The sequence below is a fragment of the Streptomyces sp. NPDC058773 genome (genome assembly GCF_042746015.1).
In the GTDB taxonomy this organism is placed as follows: Bacteria; Actinomycetota; Actinomycetes; order Streptomycetales; family Streptomycetaceae; genus Streptomyces.
The window spans coordinates 189,102-212,342 of record NZ_JBHYPE010000008.1 but is presented as its reverse complement, the minus strand read 5'-3'; the positions used below and the strand labels follow the sequence as shown (position 1 = coordinate 212,342).

The 23,241-nt window shown below is 67.9% G+C and carries 23 protein-coding genes; 14 read left to right on the top strand and 9 right to left on the bottom strand.

Going from position 1 to position 23,241, the window contains the following annotated elements:
* Positions 1–46: 46 nt before the first annotated feature.
* The 7 genes from ACFW5B_RS10460 (at position 47) to ACFW5B_RS10430 (ending at position 7,093) form a co-directional block, all read left to right on the top strand.
* Positions 47–403 (top strand): cupin domain-containing protein, encoded by a 357-nt coding sequence (locus ACFW5B_RS10460; RefSeq protein ID WP_386436256.1) that lies wholly within the window; start codon positions 47–49, stop codon positions 401–403.
* Positions 400–1,974 carry a class I tRNA ligase family protein gene (locus tag ACFW5B_RS10455; RefSeq protein WP_386436253.1) on the top strand — a complete coding sequence of 525 codons (1,575 nt, stop codon included), beginning with the start codon at positions 400–402 and terminating at the stop codon, positions 1,972–1,974. Before ACFW5B_RS10460 ends, ACFW5B_RS10455 begins: the two co-directional genes overlap by 4 nt.
* Before the next feature lie 105 nt (positions 1,975–2,079).
* Positions 2,080–2,448 (top strand): aspartate 1-decarboxylase, encoded by a 369-nt coding sequence (gene panD / locus ACFW5B_RS10450; protein ID WP_386436250.1) that lies wholly within the window; start codon positions 2,080–2,082, stop codon positions 2,446–2,448.
* Between the two features lie 68 nt (positions 2,449–2,516).
* Complete coding sequence (locus ACFW5B_RS10445; protein ID WP_386436247.1) at positions 2,517–3,851, top strand: SidA/IucD/PvdA family monooxygenase; 1,335 nt, start codon at positions 2,517–2,519, stop codon at positions 3,849–3,851.
* Positions 3,848–4,930, top strand: a complete 1,083-nt coding sequence (locus ACFW5B_RS10440) for an NAD(P)/FAD-dependent oxidoreductase (RefSeq protein ID WP_386436244.1) — start codon at positions 3,848–3,850, stop codon at positions 4,928–4,930. The genes ACFW5B_RS10445 and ACFW5B_RS10440 overlap by 4 nt, the downstream gene beginning before the upstream one ends.
* A complete protein-coding gene (locus ACFW5B_RS10435) occupies positions 4,927–6,258 on the top strand; it encodes a hypothetical protein (RefSeq protein WP_386436241.1) in 1,332 nt (443 codons plus the stop codon). Before ACFW5B_RS10440 ends, ACFW5B_RS10435 begins: the two co-directional genes overlap by 4 nt.
* 13 nt (positions 6,259–6,271) lie before the next feature.
* Positions 6,272–7,093, top strand: a complete 822-nt coding sequence (locus ACFW5B_RS10430; protein WP_386436239.1) for a VOC family protein — start codon at positions 6,272–6,274, stop codon at positions 7,091–7,093.
* Between the two features lie 253 nt (positions 7,094–7,346).
* On the opposite strand, the gene ACFW5B_RS10425 is transcribed toward ACFW5B_RS10430, so the two are convergent.
* Positions 7,347–8,147 (bottom strand): thioesterase family protein, encoded by an 801-nt coding sequence (locus ACFW5B_RS10425; protein WP_386436236.1) that lies wholly within the window; start codon positions 8,145–8,147, stop codon positions 7,347–7,349.
* A gap of 141 nt (positions 8,148–8,288) precedes the next feature.
* Between ACFW5B_RS10425 and ACFW5B_RS10420 the strand changes: the two genes are divergently transcribed.
* Positions 8,289–9,302: a GlxA family transcriptional regulator gene (locus ACFW5B_RS10420; protein WP_386436233.1), complete on the top strand. Its 1,014-nt coding sequence runs from the start codon at positions 8,289–8,291 to the stop codon at positions 9,300–9,302.
* Between the two features lie 62 nt (positions 9,303–9,364).
* Here the strand turns inward: ACFW5B_RS10420 and ACFW5B_RS10415 are convergent, their stop codons facing one another.
* Complete coding sequence (locus tag ACFW5B_RS10415; RefSeq protein WP_386436230.1) at positions 9,365–9,856, bottom strand: hypothetical protein; 492 nt, start codon at positions 9,854–9,856, stop codon at positions 9,365–9,367.
* A gap of 196 nt (positions 9,857–10,052) precedes the next feature.
* Positions 10,053–11,330, bottom strand: coding sequence for an MFS transporter (locus ACFW5B_RS10410; RefSeq protein ID WP_386436227.1), 1,278 nt, complete (start codon positions 11,328–11,330; stop codon positions 10,053–10,055).
* Positions 11,331–11,430: 100 nt separating this feature from the next.
* On the opposite strand from ACFW5B_RS10410, the gene ACFW5B_RS10405 reads away from it, so the two are divergent.
* A complete protein-coding gene (locus ACFW5B_RS10405) occupies positions 11,431–12,366 on the top strand; it encodes a LysR substrate-binding domain-containing protein (RefSeq protein WP_386436224.1) in 936 nt (311 codons plus the stop codon).
* A gap of 113 nt (positions 12,367–12,479) precedes the next feature.
* On the opposite strand, the gene ACFW5B_RS10400 is transcribed toward ACFW5B_RS10405, so the two are convergent.
* Complete coding sequence (locus tag ACFW5B_RS10400; protein ID WP_386436221.1) at positions 12,480–12,947, bottom strand: GNAT family N-acetyltransferase; 468 nt, start codon at positions 12,945–12,947, stop codon at positions 12,480–12,482.
* A gap of 149 nt (positions 12,948–13,096) precedes the next feature.
* On the bottom strand, positions 13,097–14,107 hold the full coding sequence (locus ACFW5B_RS10395) for a ParB/RepB/Spo0J family partition protein (RefSeq protein WP_386436218.1): 1,011 nt from the start codon (positions 14,105–14,107) through the stop codon (positions 13,097–13,099).
* A gap of 534 nt (positions 14,108–14,641) precedes the next feature.
* Here ACFW5B_RS10395 and ACFW5B_RS10390 point away from each other — a divergent pair.
* Positions 14,642–15,109 (top strand): helix-turn-helix domain-containing protein, encoded by a 468-nt coding sequence (locus ACFW5B_RS10390; protein WP_386436215.1) that lies wholly within the window; start codon positions 14,642–14,644, stop codon positions 15,107–15,109.
* Between the two features lie 161 nt (positions 15,110–15,270).
* Here the strand turns inward: ACFW5B_RS10390 and ACFW5B_RS10385 are convergent, their stop codons facing one another.
* The gene (locus ACFW5B_RS10385) at positions 15,271–16,506 is read right to left on the bottom strand and encodes an MAB_1171c family putative transporter (RefSeq protein WP_386436212.1); all 1,236 of its coding nucleotides are present in this window, start codon (positions 16,504–16,506) and stop codon (positions 15,271–15,273) included.
* Positions 16,503–17,045, bottom strand: coding sequence for a ParH-like protein (locus ACFW5B_RS10380; protein ID WP_386436209.1), 543 nt, complete (start codon positions 17,043–17,045; stop codon positions 16,503–16,505). The genes ACFW5B_RS10385 and ACFW5B_RS10380 overlap by 4 nt, the downstream gene beginning before the upstream one ends.
* 413 nt (positions 17,046–17,458) lie before the next feature.
* Here ACFW5B_RS10380 and ACFW5B_RS10375 point away from each other — a divergent pair, with 413 nt between their 5' ends.
* The 4 genes from ACFW5B_RS10375 (at position 17,459) to ACFW5B_RS10360 (ending at position 20,340) form a co-directional block, all read left to right on the top strand.
* Complete coding sequence (locus ACFW5B_RS10375; protein ID WP_386436206.1) at positions 17,459–18,250, top strand: hypothetical protein; 792 nt, start codon at positions 17,459–17,461, stop codon at positions 18,248–18,250.
* Between the two features lie 116 nt (positions 18,251–18,366).
* Entirely contained in the window at positions 18,367–18,864 is a 498-nt protein-coding gene (locus tag ACFW5B_RS10370; RefSeq protein WP_386436204.1) for a hypothetical protein, read from the top strand.
* Entirely contained in the window at positions 18,849–19,988 is a 1,140-nt protein-coding gene (locus tag ACFW5B_RS10365; RefSeq protein WP_386436201.1) for an MAB_1171c family putative transporter, read from the top strand. Before ACFW5B_RS10370 ends, ACFW5B_RS10365 begins: the two co-directional genes overlap by 16 nt.
* 43 nt (positions 19,989–20,031) lie before the next feature.
* Entirely contained in the window at positions 20,032–20,340 is a 309-nt protein-coding gene (locus ACFW5B_RS10360) for an MTH1187 family thiamine-binding protein (RefSeq protein WP_386436198.1), read from the top strand.
* 65 nt (positions 20,341–20,405) lie between these two features.
* On the opposite strand, the gene ACFW5B_RS10355 is transcribed toward ACFW5B_RS10360, so the two are convergent.
* A complete protein-coding gene (locus tag ACFW5B_RS10355) occupies positions 20,406–21,587 on the bottom strand; it encodes a spermidine/putrescine ABC transporter substrate-binding protein (protein WP_386436195.1) in 1,182 nt (393 codons plus the stop codon).
* 122 nt (positions 21,588–21,709) lie between these two features.
* Entirely contained in the window at positions 21,710–23,164 is a 1,455-nt protein-coding gene (locus ACFW5B_RS10350) for a gamma-aminobutyraldehyde dehydrogenase (protein WP_386436192.1), read from the bottom strand.
* Positions 23,165–23,241: the final 77 nt, after the last annotated feature.

Sequence of the window (23,241 nt, the reverse complement as noted above, 5' to 3'; positions counted from 1 at the left end):
GCCGGGCGCAGGCGCATCGGCGACGACATGTCAACGAGGAGATTCCATGTACGTGAAAACCGCCGACGGCGACGAGCAGATCCGCAAGAACGGCTGCGACCTGCGCCAGCTGTACCCGTGGGAGAACGTCGTCACACCGCCGTGGAACAGCACCCTGTGCTCCATCCGGCCGTCCGAGTCGAGCACCCCGCACGACCACGCCACGGACGAGACGTTCATCTTCACCGGCGGTAAGGGGCACGTGCGGGTCGGAGAGGAGGAGCGCGCGGTCATCTCCGGGGACGTCATCTACATCCCGCACGGGACCCGTCACGTCGTCACCAACACCAGTGACTCGGACCCGCTGACATTCATCAGTATCTACTGGCTCCAGCCTTCGGAGCAGGACAAGGACCAGCGATGAGCGACCCGCACAGCGCGCACCGGAAGCGGCGCATCAACGTCACCTTCTCCCCGCCCACCCCCAACGGGGACCTGCATCTGGGCCACTTGGCCGGCCCGGTACTGGGCAGCGACGTCTGCGCACGCTCGCAGAAGGTCCTCGGCCACGACGTGGCGTTCTCGACCAGCACGGATGACAACCAGACCTACGTGGTCACCACTGCCGAACGCATGGGCACCGGCCCCGAGGAACTGATCCAGCATGCGTTCAAGAGCGTCACCAGCACCCTGGAGCGGGCCGGAGTCCAAGTCGATCTCTTCGAGCGTCCCGACGCGGCGTACACGGAGTTCGTCGAGGGCTTCTTCACCCACCTGTGGCAGCACGGCGCCTTCGAGCAGCGGGAGGTGGAGCTTCCCTACGACGCCGAGGCCGGGGAGTACCGGGCCGAGGCCTTCGTCACGGGCCGCTGCCCCGCCTGCCTGGCGCATGCCCGTGCCGGGGTGTGCGAGGCCTGCGGCGGTTACAACCTTCCCGCCGCCATGCTGCCGAGCGACACCGCCGCCGCCCTGCCGCGGTGCACGGCGTCGATCTGGGTCCTGGACCTGGAGCGCTACCGCGCGGAGATCACCGACTGGTACCGGAACTCCGACGTACAGCTCCGCCCCGACCTGGCCCGGGTCGTCTCCGACTCCCTCGCCACGCGTCTGCCCTACATCCCCATCACCTACCCCAGTACGTGGGGGATCGCGGTGGGCTGGGACGGCCCCGATGCTCCGGCCCAGGCCATCAACGCCTGGCCCGAGATCTACGTCGGGCACCTGTACTGGCTGGCCCAGGCCCGCAAGACGGGACTGGGCGACTGCGACGAGCTGGTTCAGTTCATCGGCATCGACAACGGGTTCTACAACGCCTTCGTCTATGTGACGCTCTCGCTGCTGGCGGCCAAGCACGGCCTGCCGGTCGCCCTGCCCAAGACGCGCACCCTCACCAACCAGTACTACCTCCTGGAGGGCCGCAAGTTCTCCACCAGCAAGGGCGATGTCCGCTGGGCCGGGGAGTACCTGGAGAGCGTCGGCCGGGACCGGGCGCGCTTCGTGCTCGCCTTGACCAGCCCCGAGCTCCAGCAGTCGGAGTTCAGCGAGGAGATCGCCCTCTCGACGATCAACCGCCGCTTCGACGAGCCGATTTCCGCCCTCACCCGGGCACTGAACACCAACCTGGCCGGCCGCAGCGCCGACACCGCGCCTTCCTCCTGGTGGACGGCCGCTCTGACGGCCTCCCGGCAGCGGTTCGAGGAGGCCTACCGACTGGAGACCTTCAGCATCCGCAAGGCCGCCGAGGCTCTGGCGTTGCACCTGGAGGTGCTCGCCCTGCGCAGCGAGCAGATCGACGTCAACGACCCGGCCGACGTCTCCGGCGTGCTGCAGTTCCTCTGGTCGCTGCGCACCCTCGCCTGGCCCGTCACCCCGGACCTCTCCGAGCGGGTGGCCCGGTCCTTCGGCGCCCCCTCCGTCGTCGAGCAGGCCCCTTTGCTCACCGAGCTCGCCGAGCCACCGGCCTGCGCCTTCCGCGGCCTGCATACGACGCCCTGACGCGACGTCCTGACCACCATGTCCTGACATCACCGCCGATACGACGCTCGCACCGCGTACCGGCCGACACCCCGCACCGCACCGACACCGCAAAGGAAGTTCCTCATGCTCCGCACGTTCATGAACTCGAAAATCCACCGCGCGTCGATCACCGACTGCAATCTCAACTACGTCGGCTCGATCACCATCTCCCCCGAACTGCTGGAGGCCGCGGAGATCGGCGTCCACGAGCTGGTGCACGTGGTCAACGTCAACAACGGCGCACGGTTCGAGACCTACACCATCCTGGGTGCCCCGCACGCCAACGAGGTGATCGTCAACGGTGCCGCTGCACGCCTGGTGGAGCCCAACGACAAGGTCATCATCATCAGCTACGCGCAGCTGACGGAGACCGAGCTCGCCGAGCACAAGTCCCGCGTGGTTCACGTGGACGAAGAGAACCGGATCACCAGCACCGAACTCCAGAGCCACTGAACCGGCGTGAACGCCCCTCAACGACCCGCATCTTCGCGTCCCTGCATGCCCGAAGAGGACCGTGACCAGTGACGAATCAACAGATTCATCCCGTACTCGGGGTAGGGTTCGGACCCGCGAACCTCTCCCTCGCGGTAACACTTGAAGAACTCGGCCATGGCGGCACCGCCCACTTCATCGAGCGTGCCGACGGCTTTCAGTGGCAGGAGCAGCAGTTACTGCCCGGCGCGGACATCCAGAACAACCCGTTCCGCGACCTGGTGATGCAACGTAACCAGTACAGCCGTTACACCTTTGTCAATTACCTCGCCGAACGCGGTGAGCTGACCGACTACCTGCACCTGAACGCCAAGTTCCCACTGCGGCGGGAGTACGCCGGCTACCTCGGCTGGGCGGCTGAAGCCTTCCGCGACTCGGTGGACTACGGACAGTCCGCCACCGGGCTGTCCCTGGTCACCGGGGACGACGGCAGCGAGCTGTTCGCGGTTCACACCGCGGGCGGCCGCCGCTACCTGGCGGAGACCGTCGTCATGGGCACCGGCCGCTCCCCGCGCATCCCCTACCCCTTCCAGGACGTCCTGGGGCCTACCGTCTTCCACTCGACTCAGTATCTGTCCGCCATCGAGCACCTGCGCGACCGGCGGATCAAGGTTGCCGTGGTGGGTGCCAGCCAGAGCTCCATCGAGATCATCCTCGACCTGCTGCGCCGCCCCAACGTCGAGCAGGTCACCTCCCTCCACCGCGGCATCGGATTCCGGCTCAAGGACACCAGTCCCTTCAGCCGGCAGGTGTTCCTCCCGCAGTTCGTCGACTACTTCCACCCGTTGCCCAGCGAGACCAAGCGCCGTATGCGGGAAGAACTTCGGTCGATCAACTACGCGGCCTGTGACCAGGACGTCATCGACCAGCTCGTCACGGTGCAGCGCGAGTACGAGCTGACCGGGTCCGACCGACTGCGCATGGTGCCGTTCTCCGAGACTGCCGAGATCACCCGGGCACCCGGCGGGGAACACCGGCTGCGCGTGCGCGATGTCAACCACGCCGTGGAACAGACCCTCGACGCCGACGTGATCATTCTGGGTACGGGGTTCCGCGACTTCGGCACCGGGCCGAACGACGAGCCCTACCACCCCCTGCTGGAGGGCATCGCCCACCGATTCCCCCTCGACCGGGTCGGCGTTCCGGTCGTCGCCCGGGACTACTCGATCGAGCTCACCGCTCAGGAGCACACACCCACCCCTCGGCGGGTGTACCTCAACGGGCTGTGCGAGGCGAGTCACGGCATGGGAGACGCCGGAGCGCTGGCCATGCTCTCGGCCCGCTCCTCCGACATCGCCGATTCCCTGATGTGCAAGGGCGAGCGGACGCACGAACGGCCCCTGGTCGCGGGGGCGCTGCAGTGACGCAGTTCGTCGCCCGCGCGGATGTCGTCGTCGTCGGCGGCGGCATCATCGGCCTGGCCACTGCCGAACGGCTCACCGCGCAGCAGCTGTCGGTGGTCCTGGTGGACGACTCGGGCATCGCCGGAGGTGCCACCGGGGCCTCCGGCGGCCTCATCCGCGCCTTCGACCCCGCCCGGCACCATGCGTCCTGGGCGGCACAGGGCCTGGAGCGCTACCTCCGGTGCGGCTGGCGGGGCACCTGGCCCCAGGTGCGCGAGCACGGCGCCCTGACCCTCCTGCCCAGCGCGGACCTGCCCCGGCACAGCGCACAGACCCGCGCGCTGCGCGAGGCCGGCCATGACCTCGCGCTGCTGTCCGCGGACGAGATGCGCACCCGCTTTCCCGGGCTCGACGTACCCGACGGCCTGTCGGGGGTATACGAACCACGGGGCGGCTGGCTCCCGGCCCGGCAGGTGGCCCATGCGCTGCTGTGCGACGCGGGCCCCGGCCTGCGGGTACTGCGCGCCCGAGCCACCGCCGTACGCACCGCCGGCTCCCGCGTGACCGGCGTTGCCACCGGTGTCGGCTCCATACGGGCCGGCGCCGTACTGCTCGCCGCCGGCGTCGGCAGCAGCCCGCTGGCCGCGTCTGTGGGGGTTTCCCTGCCGCTGCGCACCCGGTCGGTGGCCTATGGCCTCTTCGACCCGGGCACCGGCGCCCCGGACGCCGCACTGCCGACCATCGTCGATGTCACCACGGGGGCGTGGGTGCGCAGATGGGATGCGCACCCGACCCTGCTCGCCGGCGTGCGTTCCGGTGCCACCGACGTACCGGAGACCGTGCGCACCGGAATCTCGGCGCCGGAGGAGGAGCGTATCCGCGGGGTCATGAGCCGGCGTATCCCGTGCCTGGCAAGCGCCCCCGCGGTGGGCGGGCGCACCGCTTACGACGCGCAGGCCCTTGCCGGAGGCGGCACGGTCACCGCCTGGTCCGAACCGCACGGCCTGGTCACCGCCACCGGATGGAACGGCGGCGGGTTCAAGCTCGCGCCCGCCGTCGGCGTCCACACGGCCGCCCGGCTCCGAGAGGTGCTGGCATGACGACCTGGCGGCTGAACCCTACCGACGAGATGCTGCACGCCGCGGAAGAGACCCTGGGTTCGTCCCGCGTCGTGCAGGTGCTCTGGAAATTCTCGCACCCCGTCTCCCGCAGCGCGCTGGTGGCCGAGTGGCACCGGCTGAACCAGAGCCGGCTCAGCCGCCAAGTGGCCCCCGCCCGCCTGCCCGCGGCGCGCCGCAGATGGGTCCGCGCCACCAACGAGCAACCCCTGCACACCGACCAGCAGGTGCTGGACGAGGCCACCGCCTCACAGTGGATCGACGAGCAGGTGCGCGCCCCCCTGCCGGTCGGCTCCACCGCTCTGTGGCGGCTGGCGGCCGCTCCCTACAGGGACGGCACTCTCGTCTCCCTCACCGTGCCGCACTTCCGCTGCGACGGCATGGGCATCTTCCGAGCCATCGCCTCCCATGACACCGGCTCCCGCGCACATCCCGCCCCGGCGGACGAGGGCGCCGACGGTGACCTCGGCGAGGCCCTCGGGCAAGTCACCCGAGCCTTCACCGGAACCGCACGCTGGGGACTTGACCTGCTCACGGACCCGGGCAGGCGCGCCCGGCTCGGCGCCGCCCTCAGCAACACCACCGCCAAGCCCGCGGCGGCAGGCTCCGCACCCCGCTTCTTCTCCTCGGCCCTCTTCGACGTACCGGCCGCGGACTGGGAACGGCAGGCCCGCGCCCACGGCGGCACGGCCAACAGCCTCTTCATCGAGATCGCGGCCAATCTGATCCGCCGCAACGTGCCGCGGGACCAGCAGGTCACCATAGATGTCGGCATCCCCATGAGCGTGCGCACAGCGGAGGACGACGGCCGCGCCAACGCCCTGGTCGTGCTGCCGCTGACCGTCCCCGGCGGCAGCCGGCCGCACCGCAATCTGCGCAACACCCGGACAGCGACCAAGGAACTGCTCCGGACAGCGGGCGAACACAGCGGCACGCTCGTCCCCGAACCGCTGTGGCACCTGCTGCCGGCCCGCTGGGCCAACCGGCTCAAGGCCCCCGGGGCTCAGCAGACCGATGTGGTCGCCTCAAACTTCGGAACGGCTCCGGACCCGGTGGCGCACTTCGGCGGCAGTCTCGCCGAAAGCGTCGGTCTACGGACCATGAATGTCCCTGGGCTCGTCCCGGAAAAGGCCCGCTTGCGCGCCTCCCTGTGCCTCCTGCAGGCCGGCGAGCGAATGACCTTGACCGTCACCGGCCTCCCCGATCACTTCGGAGACGCCGCCGGCCTCAGCAGCCGCGTCACCGAGGAACTCGCCGCCTGGGGACTGTCAGGGTGGCAGTGGTGGACCCCGATCAGCCAAGAGGTATGAGGAGAACCGAGCGATGACCGCGCCCCACCCCACCGCCACCGCCCTGCCCGACCGGTGGTTCCGCACCCACCCGGACTCGTCCGTGCACGACCGGCCCCGGCTGCTCGCCCGGTCCTTGATCGACGCGGCCGATCTGGACGATCGCATCGCCTTCTACGAGCGGCTGCTCGCCGTACCCGCCGATCTGCGTATGCCCATCCCCGACTTCGGCGGCCTGGAACTGGCCGCTGTCGGAAACCTGCTGCTGATCGCCAGCGTCCGCCCGTTCACCCCGATCCAGCGGCGGACCGCCTACTCCCTCATCGTGCCGTCGCTGACCGCACAGCTGGAGACCGTGCGCTCCGCAGGGGGCACCGTCCTCGAACCGCCCGAGGACATCCTGCCCGGTGCCCGGGCGCGCGTGCGCTACCGCGACGACTCCGTGGCGGAGCTGGTCGAACACCGCCCGCAGCCCGGCGAGATGCCCGCACCGCCGCGCACCGCGCCCCCTGATGGCGGCGCGCGGCCCGCTCCGCGGCTCCTGGTACGGCGTCAAGTGCCCCGGGCCGACTTCCATGACGCCGTCGCCCTCTACGAGAGGGTCCTGGAGACCGCCGCCCGGCCCCACGCGGACCCGAGCGCACGTGACCTGGACGTCGCGGTCATCGGGAACCTGCTCCTCCTCGGCAAGGACGGCCACGACCCTGCTGCCGACGCGGCCACTGCCGTCGCGCTGCTGGCCCCTGACCCGCGGCGGATCGCGGAGGCATCCGCTCCCACCAGCTCGAACGCCCTCATACCGCTGCCCGACGGGGTCCTGGCTGAGGTGTGGGACAGCACGGCCCCGGGCCTCTGACGCCTCCCCCTCCCCCGCCTTCCCGGCCCCGGTCCAGCAGAACAGGCCGATCATGGCAGTTGCCGAACAGCGTGAGCTCCCGGTAGCCGCCGGACCGCACGGGCGACCTCGCCGCGCTTCCGGCGGGCAAGGACACCTGGACGGTCGTCGGCTGACCGGCCGGCTCCACGGGTGCCACCGGGAGCGTCGCGGGTTCCAGCGGTGAGCGAACGGCCGCTCCCGCCACCTGAATTCGCAGGATGCTCCCGGGCCGTCAGCGGTCGGCGACCAACAAGGTCTGCAGGATGCGGCCGCAGTCTCCGTCCTTGTCGTCGAGATGCCCGAGCGCCAGGCCGGACCCCCGGGGGCTGGCCGCGGTCACAGACCGTATGCAGAACCATTCACCGACAGGCTCTCGGTGCAACGCCAGCGTGACGTCGGTGTTGATGACGAGCCGCTGCTGATGGTCGAGTTCGAAGGCCACGGCCCAGCTGCTGTCAGCCAGGGTGAGGGCACGCGTCAGAGGAGTGTCGTCCTCGCCCGCTACCAGCGGAATGCGCTGCCGCGCCCAGGCCACGCCCGGACCGGACGTGTCAAATCCTTTTCCTGGCTCGAACCGCCATTCCATTGCCGAGATATAGCCATCCACATGAGCACCCGCCATCGTCTGTGCGGGTTGTGGGTGAGGCAGCCGCGGCGGGTCCGAAACGGGCCGCAGCCGGGGAGTGCCGGCAGGGCTGCAGGCCACTCTCCAGGCCCGCGCCATCAGCACACTCTTACCGTCCGAGGTCAGCTCGCCCTCCAACAACTCGGTGCGCCCGCCCGAACGGAGGGTACGGACCTCGGCCCGCAGATCACCCACGGGAACAGGGCGCGGAAGCTCCAGCGTGATGCGGGCGATGCGGAACCCCTCTCGGGCCGCGTGCTGCTCGAACGCCCGCCCCATGAGCGCAGAGGGAGGACCGCCATGCTGCGTCTTCGGGCTCCACGGCCCTGCTGTGGAGGGACTGCTCGCGTATCGGCCACCGCCCAGAGGGCGGTAGAAGGATTCATGCAGTGAAGTCATTTCCGCCATTCCGGAAGCCTACCCTTCGCAAACCATGAGGAAGATCATGCTACTTACCAGTAGGTACGCTCTTCAAGAAATTCGCGCCGGTGTGCAACTTCGCATGAAGGCTCGTTGACTAGCAATTGACGCGGTAGGCAAGCTGTCGACATGGGGAATACCGTAGCTTTAGCACTCGCTGAGCATGTGTCACTAATCGAGTTAGCGGCTCCGTGTGAGATTTTCGGTGTCGACAGATCTCAGCTCACGAACTCTTGGTATGACTTCATCATCTGTGGTTCTGGAAACGCAAGAGCCGGGGGATGGTTTCGCCCGGACGGTTATCGGAGCCTGGATGAATTGGTGAAAGCCCACACCGTTATCGTCCCGGGTTCCCGCTACACCCCCGGGAAACAGCCTGCCGACCTGGTCGATGCAGTACGCGCAGCCCACGACGCCGGCGCCCGAATTGTTTCCGTCTGCGCCGGGGCATTCGTATTGGCCGCCGCCGGTCTGCTGGATGGCCGTCGCGCCACCACTCATTGGCTCTACGCCGACCTGTTGGCCACGCGATACCCGCAAGTCAAGGTGGACCCTGACGTGCTCTACGTCGATGACGGCGACATTCTCACTTCCGCCGGGAAACTGGCCGGTATCGATATGTGTCTTCACCTGGTCCGACTCGACTACGGCGCGGCGGTGGCCAACGACTTGGCACGACGCCTCATCATGCCACCGCTCCGCGACGGCGATCAGGCCCAGTTCATCGCCCCCCTTGCCACGCAGGGAGTAGATCACGCCCTGGCGGAACTGCTGCCGTGGGCGAAAGCCCACCTGGCGGAGCCGCTGACCGTTGTCGATTTGGCGCGGCGGGTCCATATGAGTACGCGCACCCTCAGCCGGCACTTCAACGCGGTAACCGGGAAATCGCCGCTGCAGTGGTTGCTCACACAACGGATTCAGCGCGCACAAGAACTCCTCGAGACCTCCAACCACAGCATCGAGCAGATCGCTGTACAGACCGGAATGGGAACGGCGGCTACGCTGCGCCGCCATTTCAGCCGGGCAGTGGGGATGCCGCCGGACCCCTACCGACGCGCCTTCCGTGCTGGACGAGCTCCGGCCGAATTCACGCCGATGCCTCAGCAGGCGAGCCGCGGGGAGGCCTTGCCGCAAGCGTCCTGAGCGAGGTCGCACACTCTCCAGTTGTGTGAGCCGCTGATGGCCGGCCGGGGGAATACCGGCCATCAGCGGCGCTCGTGGGGCTCCAGGCCGTGCAGCCGGAGCCGGCCGGTGAGCACGGGCGGCAGGGTGCCCAAGAGGCGCCGGTGCCGCCCGGATTCCGAAGCGCATGCGGCGAGCCAGACCGGCCATGCGGCCTCGCAGGTGCGTCGGGCCCACTCGCGCCCGAGCGAGCCGGGGCGAATCACCGCGTCATCGGCCAGGCAGTAGCTGTCGAGAATCTCGGCGAGCCCAGGGGCCGGTTCAAGGAAGCTCACCAGGCTGCCCCATGACAGACCGTAAGCGGTGTGCTCGGTCCGGCCCGTGGCAGCCAGTGACTGGAAGGCCGAGCGCAGCACCGTACCGGCCCGCCGGGTCTGATAGGGCTCGATGTCCCGGAGGAATGCGTCGAACTGAGGATCGCCGACGCCCTCGCCCAGGAGGGCGTAGTGGGCGTCGAGCTGGTCGAGAGCGTGGGCCACCTCATCGCTGATGAGCCACTTCTCATCCCACGGCATGGACGGCAACCTTCCTGATCGTCGAGTACCCGCGAGCCTGCACACGGGAGTACGCCGGTACTGGTGCTGCGTGGTGTACACGGTGCGCCCCGGGCTCGGAGGGCCCAGGAGCGAGGGTTTGGCTGGGGAGTGGCTACTGGTCCGCCGCCATGGACGGTCCCCGCCGTGACCGGCCCACGGCCGCGGCGCATTCGGGTCAGTGCGCGTGCGCCTGCCGGGTGCCGCGGTAAGCGATGACCACGAGCGTGATCACGGCCAGCGTGGCGGCGCCGATGAGAATGGTGGGCGGCGAAAAGACCCCGGTGCACAGGGTGATCACGTACGGGGCGAGGAAACCCAGGTATGCCAGCGTCCAGAAGTACGAGGTCAGCCGCGCCAGCCGGTGCGCCGGTGCAAGGGCGGCGACCTCGGTGAGGCCATAGGCGACGCACAGGCCGTAGCCCGCGCCGAGCACCATCGATGCGATCAGGGCGACCACGGGCTGGGCCTGCGCCGCGGCGAGCGCGGCGATCAGCATCCCGAGGGCGACGGCCGCCAGTCCGATGGCGCCGGTAGCGATGCGGTGCCGGGCGGCCAGAGAACGTGCGAAGGGCGCCACGACGATGCCGGCGCCGGGGGTGACAGCTGTGATCACACCGGCGTAAACGGTCTGCCAGCCTTCGAGGTCGGCGTCGACCAGGCCGGGCAGCGTAGCGAAGGCCACTGCCGGGGCGATGAATACCCACGGAGCCACAGGGGCGACCAGCCTGCGGAACTCGGCCGTCGAGGCGCGCTGCTCCCGCCGTCCGCCGGGCACGGGAGCCGCTGAGGCCTTTTCAGGGTGAGCCGGCGAGGATTCCGGGGCGCGGACGGCGCAGAGCGCCGCGACGGCGGAGAGGATCAGGTGCGGGATATAGGCGGTGACCATGGGGTGCGGCGCCCACTGGGCGATGAGGGAGGCGGCCAGACCGCCGGTCGCGAAGCCGGCGGACAGAAACAGTCCGGAACGACGGGCCGCCACCCCTGGGTTGGGGGCGGTGCCGTGCGGTGGCGAAGACAGTTCCTTGATCCACGCGCTGCCTGCCGACAGCAGGGCACCCGCACCGATCCCGGTCAGGAAACGCCCGGGCCACAAGAAGGCGGAGGCTGCCGGGCCGATCATCAGCAGACAGGTGGCCAGAGCCGACGTGCCCAGCGCGAGAAAGACGATGGGCCGACGGCCCCGCTGGTCGGCGAGCGGCCCGCCCAGCAGCAGGCCGGGGATGAGCCCCAGCACATAAATGCCGAACAGAGCGGTCGTGCTGGCCGTGGTCAGACCCAGCTCACTGCGGTAGGAACCCAACAGGGCGGAGAACTGGTTGGCACTCCAGCCGGAGGCCGTCATCACCCAGCCGGCGCTCAGCCAGTACCGGGGTGGGGGCGAGGGTGTGCCCGAGCCCATCGGCGGGGGGTAAGTGGACGCAGGTGTACTGGTCGGGGCGGCGTGCTTGCTCATGCCGACCGTTGTACGGGCCGGGCGGTGCCCGGCGCTGCCCCCGTTCAGGAATCCTGAATGCCTTCGTGACCGGGCGCAGAGCGGTCGTATCGTGGCCCGTATGGATCTGCGGAAGCTGTCCTCCTTTCTGGCGGTGGTCGAGGAGGAACACTACGGGCGGGCCGCCGTCCGGCTCTTTCTGTCTCCGGCCGCCGTCACGCTGCACGTACAGCAGCTGGAGCGGGAGTTCGGTACTCGGCTGCTGGACCGCGGCAACGGCCCTGTCGTGCCGACCGTCGCCGGACGCAGACTCGCCTCCCATGCCCGCTCCCTGCTCGCCGCGGCGAATGCGGCCGTCGAGGACGTGACCGAGGCCGCCCTCGCTCCGCCGGCGGCCGCCTGCACCTTACGGGTGGGCATCATGGGCCACGGCTCGGCCGAGGTCACCCCGGCCGCCGTCAACGCCTTCCGCCGCGCTCGCCCCGAAGTGCCCCTGGAACTCGTCCAGTTGAACTTCACCGAGCACATCAGTGCGCTGCGCGAAGACCGCGTGGACGTGGCCTTCGTCCGCCCCGCTTTCGAAGCCGAGGGCCTAGAGGTGGACATCCTCACCGCCGAACAGCGGATCGTGGCGGTCCCGGCCCGTTCTCACCTCGCGGACGCCGCCGCAACCGGTGTCCACCTGGCCGACGTGATCGACCTGCCCTACCTGCAGCTGCCCCAGCACACGCCTCGCAACTTCACCGACTACCTGTACTTCGAATCCGGCGAGCACCGTGCCCCCGATTACGCCCTCACCCCTCAGGACATCCTCACGAGTGTGGCGGCGGGCCGTGGTGCCGGCTCCGGCCTCAAATCCTTCGCGCGCTACTACCCCTGGCCCGGCACACGGTACGTACCGGTGCTGGACGCGCCTCGTGCACACAGCGTCCTCGCCACCCGCACCACCGACACCAATCCCGAAGTACGCATCTTCCGTGCCCTGACGGTGGCCCTGGCACGCGAGATGAGCATCACCGGGGAACACCGGCACCGGCCGGAGAGCTCGCCTTCCTGACCGGTGTCGCCGACAGACAACTGAGCCGGACGATCGATTGGCATGAGGACGCAGGAATGCGCATGCTGGGTCAGGGGCGCGCCGCGCGGCGGGCACCCCTGGCTCAACTACGCCTAGGGCGCCATGTCGTAGGTGACCCACTTCGTCTGCTGTGCCACGCGGTCGTATTTGCCGCGCGCGCGGTAGTTGTCATCCATCGTGATCCAACGCAAGACGCTCCAACCACGCTCAGCCGTGATCTCCCGCAGTCGAGTGAACAGCGCGTCTGCAGCACCGCTGCCCCGCAGCTCGGGAGCGACGAACAAGTCGTCGAGGAAACCCCCCGTCGTCGCAGTCAATGGGCGGGCGAACGGGCGGTAGTGAGCAAGACCCACCGGAACACCGTCCTCACCACGCACCAGGATGCAATTGACCTCATGCTCCGGGTTCATGATCCACGACCAGACGCATTCGGCGCGGGACTCCGGCATCTCCTTTTTGTAGAAGTCGGCATAGCCTTGATACAGCTTGCGCCAGTGCACATAGTCGCCCTCTGTCGCCGGGCTGACGCGCCACACCTGCTTGTTTTCGGTATTCTGCATCGTCTTCCTTTCGTTCGGCAGGGATTCCTCCGGCATGCAAGACCGCGAATCAGTGGTTTCAGGAAACCTGAATCCGGCCTGGGGTCGTGAAGAGCTTCTCGTGCCGATCGCCGAAGCGCTACGAGTGGTTACCCTCGCGAGGGTCGGACTCAGCCGACCTCCTCCAGGACTTGCTCGTCGCCGGCCGTCTCTTCCCCCTCGCCCGCCTCCAGTTGTTTGGCGAACTGATACCAGTCACGTGAAGCCGAGTAGGCGAGTTCCGTGACGGTGCATCTCCAACGTCTGGGTATCCACTTGACGAGCCGCTGCCACTGCCGCTTGTCGACGTGCGCGGCGAACAGGCGCAACAGGAGCCTGCCCTCCGTGGACATGCGTAGCTGCGGATCGCGCATGAGGGTTTGCATCACCCTCTTCTGGTCCAGGCCCTGAACGGCAGCGCCCGTGCCACCGTCCGTCGCGGTGCGGACAGTCGGTGCGGCGTTCATCTCCGCCTCGCGTTGGCGGGGAGGAACCGGGTCTTCGTTACGCTGAAGACGCTGACGCACGTCGCGCACGGTGCCGGGCGAGACACCGGCCGCCACGGCGATCTCCCGCAGTGAGGCGTCGGGGTTCTCCATGAGGAGCGTGCTCGCCAGTCTGCGCCCCTCCGCGCTGTTGACCGGACGGGCCTTGCCGTCCCGTCCGATTCGGCTGTGCAACTGCGGAAGGTGCTCAGTTGCCGACCGCCGCCGAATCGCAGCGACAGTCTTGGCTGCCAGCCCGGTCGCGGTGGCAACGGCGCGATCAGACCACTCCGGATGCGACTTGACGATCCGTTCTGCCGCCGCGGTGCGGTCGGACAGAGTCAGCGGCAAGCCATGCTGCACATTGCGCTCAACAGCAAGCACGAAGGCATCCTTCTCGTCTCCGTCGAAGAACCTGACATCGATTTCATCCCGCCCCTGCAAGATCGCAGCGCGCAATCGATGCATTCCGTCGATGATTCTCATGGACGAGCGATGCACGATGATCGGGGGAAACGAAGTCTCGGACCGGGCAAGCGTCTGAGCGTGCTCCATATTTTCCCCAGCCAGGCGGGCCGAGTCTGCCGTGGCCAGCGAAGCGACGGATACGCTTTCCACATGCGGATCCAATAAACCGCACTTGCCAGAAGTTCTCATGGATGACGTTTCCACAGTGACGCAACCTTCCTGCCGAAGCACTCGACCTCAATGCTTACGGAGGCGCCGGGGAGTTCCATGCCCCCGTCGGAAGCTCTGGCATTGCAGTTGAGTACCCCCCGTTCGGCTCGCGACGGGCCGCGGCTCAGGCATCCGGCGAGTACCGGCGCATCGCATGGCCACCACAATGGTTGTGAGATCGTCGTTCGCACTGCCCCTCGCTCAGTACGGTTTCGCTGTCTCTTGGCATGCCTGGATCGAGTACGGGATCGGCCGATGGCACCGATTCAGTACATACGAGTTGTCATGCTCCGCCACCCGCTTGGCTAGCGGCTACTTCGATACGCGACGCCGGCCTTGAAGACCGTGCGCGTAGCAGGGCCCGCTTCGAACAGCCCATGCGGCCATGCCAGTTGTCACTGACGCTATCGCCACCTCGACACGATCGTCAACTGGCGTTACTCTCTTCGCTCTCGGACTCGCCTGGTCCGCACACGCCCGTTGACAGCCAACAATGAAAGGCCGAGGTATCAAGTGGGAGAGGTTCCGCCCAGCCGGCTTGCCGACCGCTTGAACCGCCTCTTTGAGACGATTCACCCGCGTGGACGCGGTCCGTACAGCAACGAAGAGGTCGCCAGAGCCATCCGCGCTCAAGGTGGCGACATCTCCAAGCAGTACATCGCCTACCTGCGCAAGGGGCAACGAGACAACCCGCGTATGCATCACTTGGAGGCACTCGCACGGTTTTTCGGAGTGAAGGCCGCCTACTTCTTCGACGACGAGACCGCCACCGAGGTCGATGCGAGACTCAACCAGCTCACGGCCCTGCGAGACGCGGGCGTCCATGCCGATGATCTGCTGGCGCTCAAGGATGCGGGGGTCACCGAGGTGGCGACGCGAGCCGCCGGGCTATCGCCGAAGGGGCTGAATTTCGCCTCACTGCTGCTCGACCAGCTCCGCGAGATGGAAGGGCTCCCGCCCAAGCCCCCCGGCAATCAATGACGCATGTGCTGGTCGATGTCGACCGCGCCGGGGTGAACCTTGCCGACAATCTCATACGGGAGGGCACCTACCTCACCGATGTCAGGCCGCCCTGCGTATTGGGCACTCCTGCATCCTGCGCCGCAGTCCTGCCGGAACCCCTCGGCGCACGGAGCACGGCGTCACTCGCGCTGCCGCGCGGCAAGGGTCTTTTGGGGCCCGGGCCTCTCGCCCGGAGCTGAGGAGGAAAAGGCGTGCGCGACGCGTTCCAGCCAGGCCAGCTCAGTGACCAGGTCGGTGGAGCAAGGGCTGCTGCTCCCCTCGGTCCCTGGATGTGCGCCCGGCGCTCCTTGTGCCTTCTGGCGCACTCCCAGTCTGATCGCCACAGCCTCCCGGGTCACCTGCAGCTCCTCCTCGTCGACGCCGGCCGCCTGGGCTTCCCGCGCCATGGCATCGAGCAGGGCCGCATCCACGTAGGGCCGCAAAGCACGCTGTCCGTCCCTGATCTCGATGATCAAACGGTAGAGGTGCATCTGAAGGTCGGGGACAAACCAGGGTGGGCGAGACGAGCGCCTCGGAAACAGGGCAATGCCAGGAGTGGCCTGATAGAGCGCGAACCAAAGTGGGTAGAGCCGGCGCACGGACTGGTACTGCCGGACCCGGGCCAGCAAACGCTGCCCCCATCCCGGGAAGGTACCGCCGATGACAAGGACCAAGGAGCCGCCGATGGCGCAGATCGGCGCGCCGAGGACGGCTGCCGCGTCGAGGCGGTCCGTGTCGAACCAGCGGCCGACCACACCCAGCAGCTTGCCGAGGGGATAGCCGGCCACAACGATGGATCCCAGCGCGGTCAGTCGCAGCGACCGGCGCAACCACGGGCGGCTGATGGCGTGCGACGACGGCCATGTCAGCCGGGCAATGTTGGCCAGATTGATGATGTAGGTGGCCAAGTAGACCGCTATGTACGCGTCAGCGTGATGGACGCGCGCGAAATGCACCTCGAAGTCGACGGGGTGTTCCCCGTGCAACGGGCAGCCGAGAAACAGCACGATCATGGCCATGAGGGCCGTACAGAAAAAGCCCCATACCCAGGGCGCCTTGCGGCGGGCCTCGGCAGGATCATGGAACCAGCCCAGCAGCATCAGCTGGGTACTCAGTGCGCTGAGCACGATGCATCCATTGCTCAGCAGCGCACTCAGGTTGGCGATACCCGTGAGGTGGTCGATGCGGACGTACAGCCACGGGGTGAGCCAGACCCACGCCAGTGCTGTGCACAGCCGAGCCGCGCACAGCGCCTTGAGCGCTGCGTTGCCGGGGTCCTGCCGAAGGTCTCGCAGCTTGTAGCCGAGGGCCAGGAAACTGGCCACCGCACAGACCGGATGCGCGATGTCGAAGGCAGCAGCGACCCCGGGGATCACGCAGCACCTTGCCGGCGGTGGTGCAAGGACCGCTCCAGCCGGCCAACGAGTTCCATCATGTCCGGGGGAACCGTCGGCGGCCGGGGCGACCACTGGCTGGCCCGGCGCAAAACTTGCGTAGCGAAGTACTCGGCTGCCCATTCCTCTGCGTCGGCGTACTGACTGCGGCCGAACATGTGCTGGATCAGCAGAGGGTCGAGGTCGTCAGGCAGCGTGTGATGCGTCTGCGGGATCGGCAACCGGCTGGAGCTTGCCTTGTGATCCCATAACAGGTGCCCTAACTCGTGGGCGATGACGTGTGATTGGTGCATCGCCGTCGTGTCCGCCTCATAGAAGATGTAGTCGGCCTCGAGTGTGGAGACGAGCAGTCCGACCGGGCTCTCGGCAGGCAGGGCAAGCGGCGCCAGTCGGATCGGGCGCCCGCGGCTCGCCCCCAGCCGTTGGCACAACACACCGATGTCGAAGGGATCCGGAAGATCGATGCTCCGTATGAGCGCCTCGCATTGACGACGCAGCCTCCTACGCCTGATCAGGCCCACCCCCTCCATGGTCCGTCACCGCGCAACCGCGCCAGTGAACAACGTGCATACGTGGGTGCCCGTCTTCATCTGGACGCCCGGACTCGACTTCACATGGACCGCATACGCCGCGTCGCCCGTCGCCGGTATCGGCAGGAGGAGCAGCGCACGGCAACTCGCACCTCCCCACTCGCAGGAACCTGCGGAGGCGGTGCCGCCGGCCTTCACCACCCCGCGCGGCGCTGGCCGGCATCACGGGGAACCCCCTCCCCTTTCGCACTTGAGTCAATGACTGTAGTACCTCCGCGCGGAGGGTAGATCACTTTTCGGCGCGGCCTGCCAGGACCACCCCCGTAGACAGACTTGGTCAGCGAATCGGGAGGACCACTAAAGTGGTTGTCTCCTGCATGCGACCGTGAGAGGAGCGTGATGCGATGGAGACCGAGGACCGCGAGCCGGTCAGCCTGGCCGAAAAGCTGGATCGTCTGTTCAGCGTCCGCAGTCGTGAGCGGGGCCGACCGCTCTCCGTCAACGAGGTTGCCACGGCGCTCAACATCAAGGCCGGGAAGCCGGTGATCTCGGGCAACTACATCTGGCACTTACGCAGAGGGAAACGGGACAATCCAACCAAGCGTCACTTAGAGGCCCTGGCAGAGTACTTCTGCGTTCCGGCAGCCTACTTCCATGATCTCCAGGACACCCCCTCCAGCGCGGACGCCACCGCCCAGGAGGCCCAGCAGCAGGCGACCGCCCGCGAGAAGGACGGTCCCGCCGAGTACCGGATGACTCTGGCGGAGAAACTGGATCACCTGCTCAAGCTGCGCGCACGGCCGACCGAGGGCCGCACGCCACCTCACGAAGAGCTGGCAGGCAAGATCGCCGCACTGTCGGGAATTCCGTTCTCCGGCGCGTATCTCTCCCAGCTGCACTCCGGGAAGTGTACAAACCCGACCCTGCATCATCTCTCCGCTCTGGCAGCGTACTTCGAGGTGCCAGTGGCGTATTTCACCGACGATGATGTGGCTCGAAAAGTGATGGATGACGACCTCTCGGCCAGCCGGGACCTGGACAGGTCCATGGCCGAGGCGGGAGTGAGCGCGGTGTATCTGCGGGGCGATCTCGCGGCCTTGTCCCCGGAAGGGAAGCGGATGGCCGCAGACATGATCCGGCAAATCCGTGAACTGGAGCGGGGCGCGCATCAGTCACCGCCACCGCAGCAGACCTGAGCCGAGGTGGTGATGCGATGCGACGCAGCTACCGGATCATGTGTCCCACTGTCCCGACGAGCCCAGGAGTACCGCACCTGATGCGCTGGAGGCGCCTGCGCCGCCGATGCCGGCAAGTGATCGGCAACCTGTCCCTGCCCGAGCCCTTTTCCGTCCAGGAGCTCTGCACCCACCTCGCACAGGAGCGGGGCCGTCCGCTGCACCTTCTCCCGCTGCCGACACCGACAGTTCCCGGCACGCCGTCGGGCATGTGGCTCACCGCCGAGTACGGCGATTACATCTTCTTTGACGAGCAGACCAGCCCCCTGCACCAAGAACACATCATCGTGCACGAGATCGGGCACATGGTCTGCGACCACCGATCGGCAAGCGATGACCAGCGGCTCTACCGGCACATCGATCTTGCGGATCCGCATTCCATCCGGCAGGCCCTGCCTCGCCTGCACTACTCCGATGAGCAGGAACGGGAGGCCGAGATGATCGCCAGCCTCATCCTGGAAGCCATCGGCCGGGTCCCCGCCCCGACGCCGATGTCCGGGCTCCTGGGCGGGCTGGAGTCCGCCATGGGGCTACGGGGAGCCCGGCCTGCGGGAACGTCATGCCTTCGTGGATAGAGACGGCAGGCATCACCGCACTGTGGGTGGTGGCGATCGTGCGGGTCCCCCAGGGCATCCGCAACCGGGAGCAGCGTCCCTTGTGGTTCGCGCTCATCATGATCGCGCTCGCGATGTCGATGCATCTCACCCCGGTCACCGCTGTGTTGGCGCACATGGTCCCCGGCGCACATTGGGTCGACCTGACCACGCACCTGTTCAGCATCATCGACGCCGCCGCCGTGCTGTGGTTCATCCTTCATGCGGCGGAACGGCACCGTCCCGCCACCGTGGTGTTCGGTGCCGCCTTCGCGGTCATGACCGCACTGGTGCTCCTGGACATGGGTGCGCCCCCGCACACCCGGAACCAGATCGCCCCCTCAACTGCGACACCGAGTGTCCCGGACTCCTACTGGTGGATCTTTTTCGCCTTCCACCTGGCTGCGGACACCAGCTGCGGCCTGGTGTGCTGGAGCCAGGGCCGACGCGGCGCGCCCCGGCTGCTGCGCTACGGGCTACGGCTGTTCGGCACCGGCTTCCTCCTGGCCTCACTGCTGTGGATCCTCAAGCTCGCGTACCTGCATGCGCGCTCGGCCGCCTGCGCCTCGTTGTTCTCGCCCGTTACCGGCGTCGAAGCGCTGTTCCTGGCGGCCGGAGCCGCGCTCCCCGTCCTCACCCGGATCAGGACCCGTCGACAGCACCAGAAGGCGTTCCGCGACCTCGCACCACTGTGGCGGGACCTCACCGCCGCCGCCCCGGACGTGATATTCGGGCCGGGCAACCGGCTGCACTCCGCGGTCACCCCTCTCCAACTGCGCTTGTACCGGCGTGTCATTGAGATTCGGGACGCGATGATCGCGCTGCGGAGCTATGTCACCCCCGCCGCCCTCGACCTGGCCCACCAGCACGTTCCCCGGTACGCCGCTTCCGGGCACTCAGCCGAGGCCCATATCACCGCCTGCTGGCTCACCGCCGCCCTGCATGCCCGGCAAGGAGGACGCACACCAGAACCCCAGTCAGCCAACCTGGCCGGCCCCGGCGCCCAAGACCTCACGGCGGAGATCAACCACCTTCTCCAGGTCGCAGCCGCCTACCGGTCACCCACCGTCCAGGCCTACAAGGCATCGCTCCTCGAAACGGCCTAGCGCGAGAACAAGCAGGACAAAGAAAGACGAGAGGAAGCCCACCGTGCTCATCGCCTTCGCCCTGACCCCCATGGGCGTGGAAGAAACCGTCGCGGATTACATCGCCGACGCGGTGAAGATCATCCGCGAATCCGGCCTCCCGAACCGCTCCGACTCCATGTACACCATGATCGAAGGCGAATGGGACGAAGTGATGGCGGTCGTCAAGGGTGCCACCGAGGCCGTCGCCGCCAAAGCACCCCGCGTTCAGCTCGTCGTCAAAGCCGATATCTGGCCGGGTATGGCCCACCCTCTCGACGGTAAGATCGAACTTCTTGAGCAACGCATCACGGATACCACGCCCTCCGCATAGCGACAGCTGCTGGGAGTGAGTCCTCGCGGCCGGCACCCTCCCGCCAGCCCCTCACAGCGCCCCCCTCACAGCCCCACGATCCCGTTCCACTCCTTGGCGAACTCGGTCCGCTCCTTGGAGGTGATGTCGCGGGCGATCGCCAGCCGCTTGCGCATCGCGTCGTCGGGGAAGATCAGCGGGTCCTCGGCGAGCGCGGCGCGCTCCTTGTCCTTGGAGGAGGCGAGGACGTCCCGTGCGGCCGGTACGGGGCAGACGTAGTTGACCCAGGCGGCCAGGTCCGCGGCCACCTCCGGGCGGTAGTAGTAGTCGATCAGCCGCTCGGCGTTGCGCTTGTGCTCGGCACGGTTGGGGATCAGCAGGCTCTCCGCCCACAGCTCCGCGCCCTCCTCCGGCACCACGAACTCGATGTCGGGGTTGTCCGCCTGGAGCTGGATCACATCGCCCGAGTAGGCCTGCGCGGCGAGCACATCGCCGGAGTCCAGGTCCTTGATGTAGTCGTTGCCGGTGAACCGCCGGATGTGGCCCTTGTGCACGAGCCGGCGGACCTGGTCGGTCATCCGGTGGAAGTCGTCGGCGGTCCAGCGGGTGATGTCCACCCCGTTGCCCTGCATGAGCAGGGCGAAGGATTCATCGAGCCCGGAGAGCAGGGTGACCCGGCCGCGCAGGTCGTCCTTCCACAGGTCGGCGGTGTGCCGGATCTCCCGGCCGAGCTTCTTGCGGTGGTAGGCGATGCCGGTGATCCCGGACTGCCAGGGCACCGAGTGCCGGCGGCCGGGGTCGAAGTGCGGTCGGCGCAGCAGCGGATCGAGATGCCGGGTGACGTGCGGCTGGGCGGCGCGGTCCATCTCCTGCACCCAGCCCAGCCGGACGAACCGGGCGCACATCCAGTCGCTCATGACGATCAGGTCGCGGCCGGTGCGCTGGTGGTTCATCAGCGCCGGGCTGATCTTGCCGAAGAACTCGTCGTTGTCGTTGATCTCCTCGGTGTACGTGACGGAGATCCCGGTGCGCCGCTCGAACGCGTCCAGGGTGGGCCGGCGCTGCTCGTCGCGGTCGTCGACGTCGATGTAGAGCGGCCAGTTGGCGAAGGTGAGCCTGTGGTCCCGTGCCGAGCGGTCCGGACCTCCGCGGTCCGCCGCCTCGACGTAGGCCGGCGGCACGCCACATCCGGTCAGGGCGGCCAGCGCCCCCGTCACACCCAGTCCGCCGGTACCCCGGAGCAGCGCCCGCCGCGAAAGATCAGCCATGGCGTGCACTCTCACGCGTCGCGGGCGGAGGCGGCAAGCGACAGAGCGTCAGTTGCCGGGCCTCCGCCCGCGACGGTGTGCCGAGCGGTCGTGCCGCCCGACGGTGGTGTGTGCCGGCCGGCTCAGCCGTCCAGCGAGGTCATCACGTGCTTGATCCGGGTGTAGTCGTCGAAGCCGTAGGCCGACAGGTCCTTGCCGTAGCCGGACTTCTTGAAGCCGCCGTGCGGCATCTCGGCGACCAGCGGGATGTGGGTGTTGATCCACACACAGCCGAAGTCGAGACTGCGGGACATCCGCATGGCGCGGGCGTGGTCCTTGGTCCACACCGAGGAGGCCAGCGCGTACTCGACGCCGTTGGCCCACTCCACGGCCTGCTTCTCGTCGCTGAACGACTGGACGGTGATGACCGGGCCGAAGACCTCGTGCTGGACGATCTCGTCGTCCTGCTTGAGGCCGGAGACCACGGTCGGGGCGAAGAAGTAGCCCTTCTCGCCGACCTGTTCGCCGCCCGCCTCGATCTTGGCGTGGGCGGGCAGCCGCTCGATGAAGCCCTTGACCTGCTTGAGCTGGTTGGCGTTGTTCAGCGGGCCGTAGAGCACGTCCTCGTCGTCGACCGCGCCGGTCTTGGTCTCCGAGGCGGCCTTGGCCAGTGCGGCGACGAACTCGTCGTGGATGGACTCGTGGACGAGCACGCGGGTGGCGGCCGTACAGTCCTGGCCGGCGTTGAAGTAGCCGGCGACGGAGATGTCCTCGACGGCCTTGGGGATGTCGGTGTCCTCGAAGACCACGACCGGCGCCTTGCCGCCCAGTTCCAGGTGGACCCGCTTGAGGTCCTTGGACGCGGACTCGGCGACCTGCATACCGGCGCGCACCGAGCCGGTAATCGAAGCCATCGCCGGGACCTTGTGCTCGACCATCAGCCGACCGGTCTCGCGGTCACCGCAGATGACGTTGAACACGCCGCGGGAGTGGCCCAGTTCGTCCAGCACGCTGCCGATGATGTCGGCGATCAGCACCGTCGAGGCGGGGGTGGTGTCGGAGGGCTTGATGACGACGGTGTTGCCCGCGGCCAGCGCCGGGGCGAACTTCCACACGGCCATCATCATCGGGTAGTTCCACGGCGCGACCTGGGCGCAGACGCCGACCGGCTCGCGGCGGATGATCGAGGTGAAGCCGTCCATGTACTCGCCGGCCGAGCGGCCTTCGAGCATCCGGGCGGCACCCGCGAAGAAGCGGATCTGATCCACCATCGGCGGGATTTCCTCGGACCGTACGAGCGCGACCGGCTTGCCGCAGTTCTCCGACTCGGCGGCGATCAGTTCCTCCGCCCGCTCCTCGAAGCGGTCGGCGATCTTCAGCAGGACCTTCTGGCGCTCGGCCGGGATCAGGTCGCGCCAGGCGGGGAAGGCGGCCTCGGCGGCGGCCATCGCCGCGTCCACGTCGGCGGCGCCCGAGAGCGGGGCGGTGGCGTACGGCTCACCCGTCGCGGGGTTGACCACCTCCGTGGTCCGCCCGTCGGCGGCGTCCCGGAACTCCCCGTCGATGTAGTTGCGCAGACGACGCAGTGCGGTGGTCACTGTGCGCCCCCTTCAGTCAGAAGTCTGGTGGTTTGGCTCTCCCACCCTAGCCATGGAACCCACGCTTTCAACACACC

Bases quoted from the DNA above. Each gene is read 5' to 3' on its own strand.
- ACFW5B_RS10435 (WP_386436241.1), top strand. From the start codon at position 4,927: ATGACGACCTGGCGGCTGAACCCTACCGACGAGATGCTGCACGCCGCG.
- ACFW5B_RS10395 (WP_386436218.1), bottom strand. From the start codon at position 14,107: ATGAGAACTTCTGGCAAGTGCGGTTTATTGGATCCGCATGTGGAAAGC.
- ACFW5B_RS10420 (WP_386436233.1), top strand. From the start codon at position 8,289: ATGGGGAATACCGTAGCTTTAGCACTCGCTGAGCATGTGTCACTAATC.
- ACFW5B_RS10410 (WP_386436227.1), bottom strand. From the start codon at position 11,330: ATGAGCAAGCACGCCGCCCCGACCAGTACACCTGCGTCCACTTACCCC.
- ACFW5B_RS10365 (WP_386436201.1), top strand. From the start codon at position 18,849: ATGCCTTCGTGGATAGAGACGGCAGGCATCACCGCACTGTGGGTGGTG.
- ACFW5B_RS10415 (WP_386436230.1), bottom strand. From the start codon at position 9,856: ATGCCGTGGGATGAGAAGTGGCTCATCAGCGATGAGGTGGCCCACGCT.
- ACFW5B_RS10455 (WP_386436253.1), top strand. From the start codon at position 400: ATGAGCGACCCGCACAGCGCGCACCGGAAGCGGCGCATCAACGTCACC.
- ACFW5B_RS10405 (WP_386436224.1), top strand. From the start codon at position 11,431: ATGGATCTGCGGAAGCTGTCCTCCTTTCTGGCGGTGGTCGAGGAGGAA.
- panD (WP_386436250.1), top strand. From the start codon at position 2,080: ATGCTCCGCACGTTCATGAACTCGAAAATCCACCGCGCGTCGATCACC.
- ACFW5B_RS10400 (WP_386436221.1), bottom strand. From the start codon at position 12,947: ATGCAGAATACCGAAAACAAGCAGGTGTGGCGCGTCAGCCCGGCGACA.
- ACFW5B_RS10430 (WP_386436239.1), top strand. From the start codon at position 6,272: ATGACCGCGCCCCACCCCACCGCCACCGCCCTGCCCGACCGGTGGTTC.
- ACFW5B_RS10460 (WP_386436256.1), top strand. From the start codon at position 47: ATGTACGTGAAAACCGCCGACGGCGACGAGCAGATCCGCAAGAACGGC.
- ACFW5B_RS10425 (WP_386436236.1), bottom strand. From the start codon at position 8,147: ATGGCGGAAATGACTTCACTGCATGAATCCTTCTACCGCCCTCTGGGC.
- ACFW5B_RS10355 (WP_386436195.1), bottom strand. From the start codon at position 21,587: ATGGCTGATCTTTCGCGGCGGGCGCTGCTCCGGGGTACCGGCGGACTG.
- ACFW5B_RS10375 (WP_386436206.1), top strand. From the start codon at position 17,459: ATGGAGACCGAGGACCGCGAGCCGGTCAGCCTGGCCGAAAAGCTGGAT.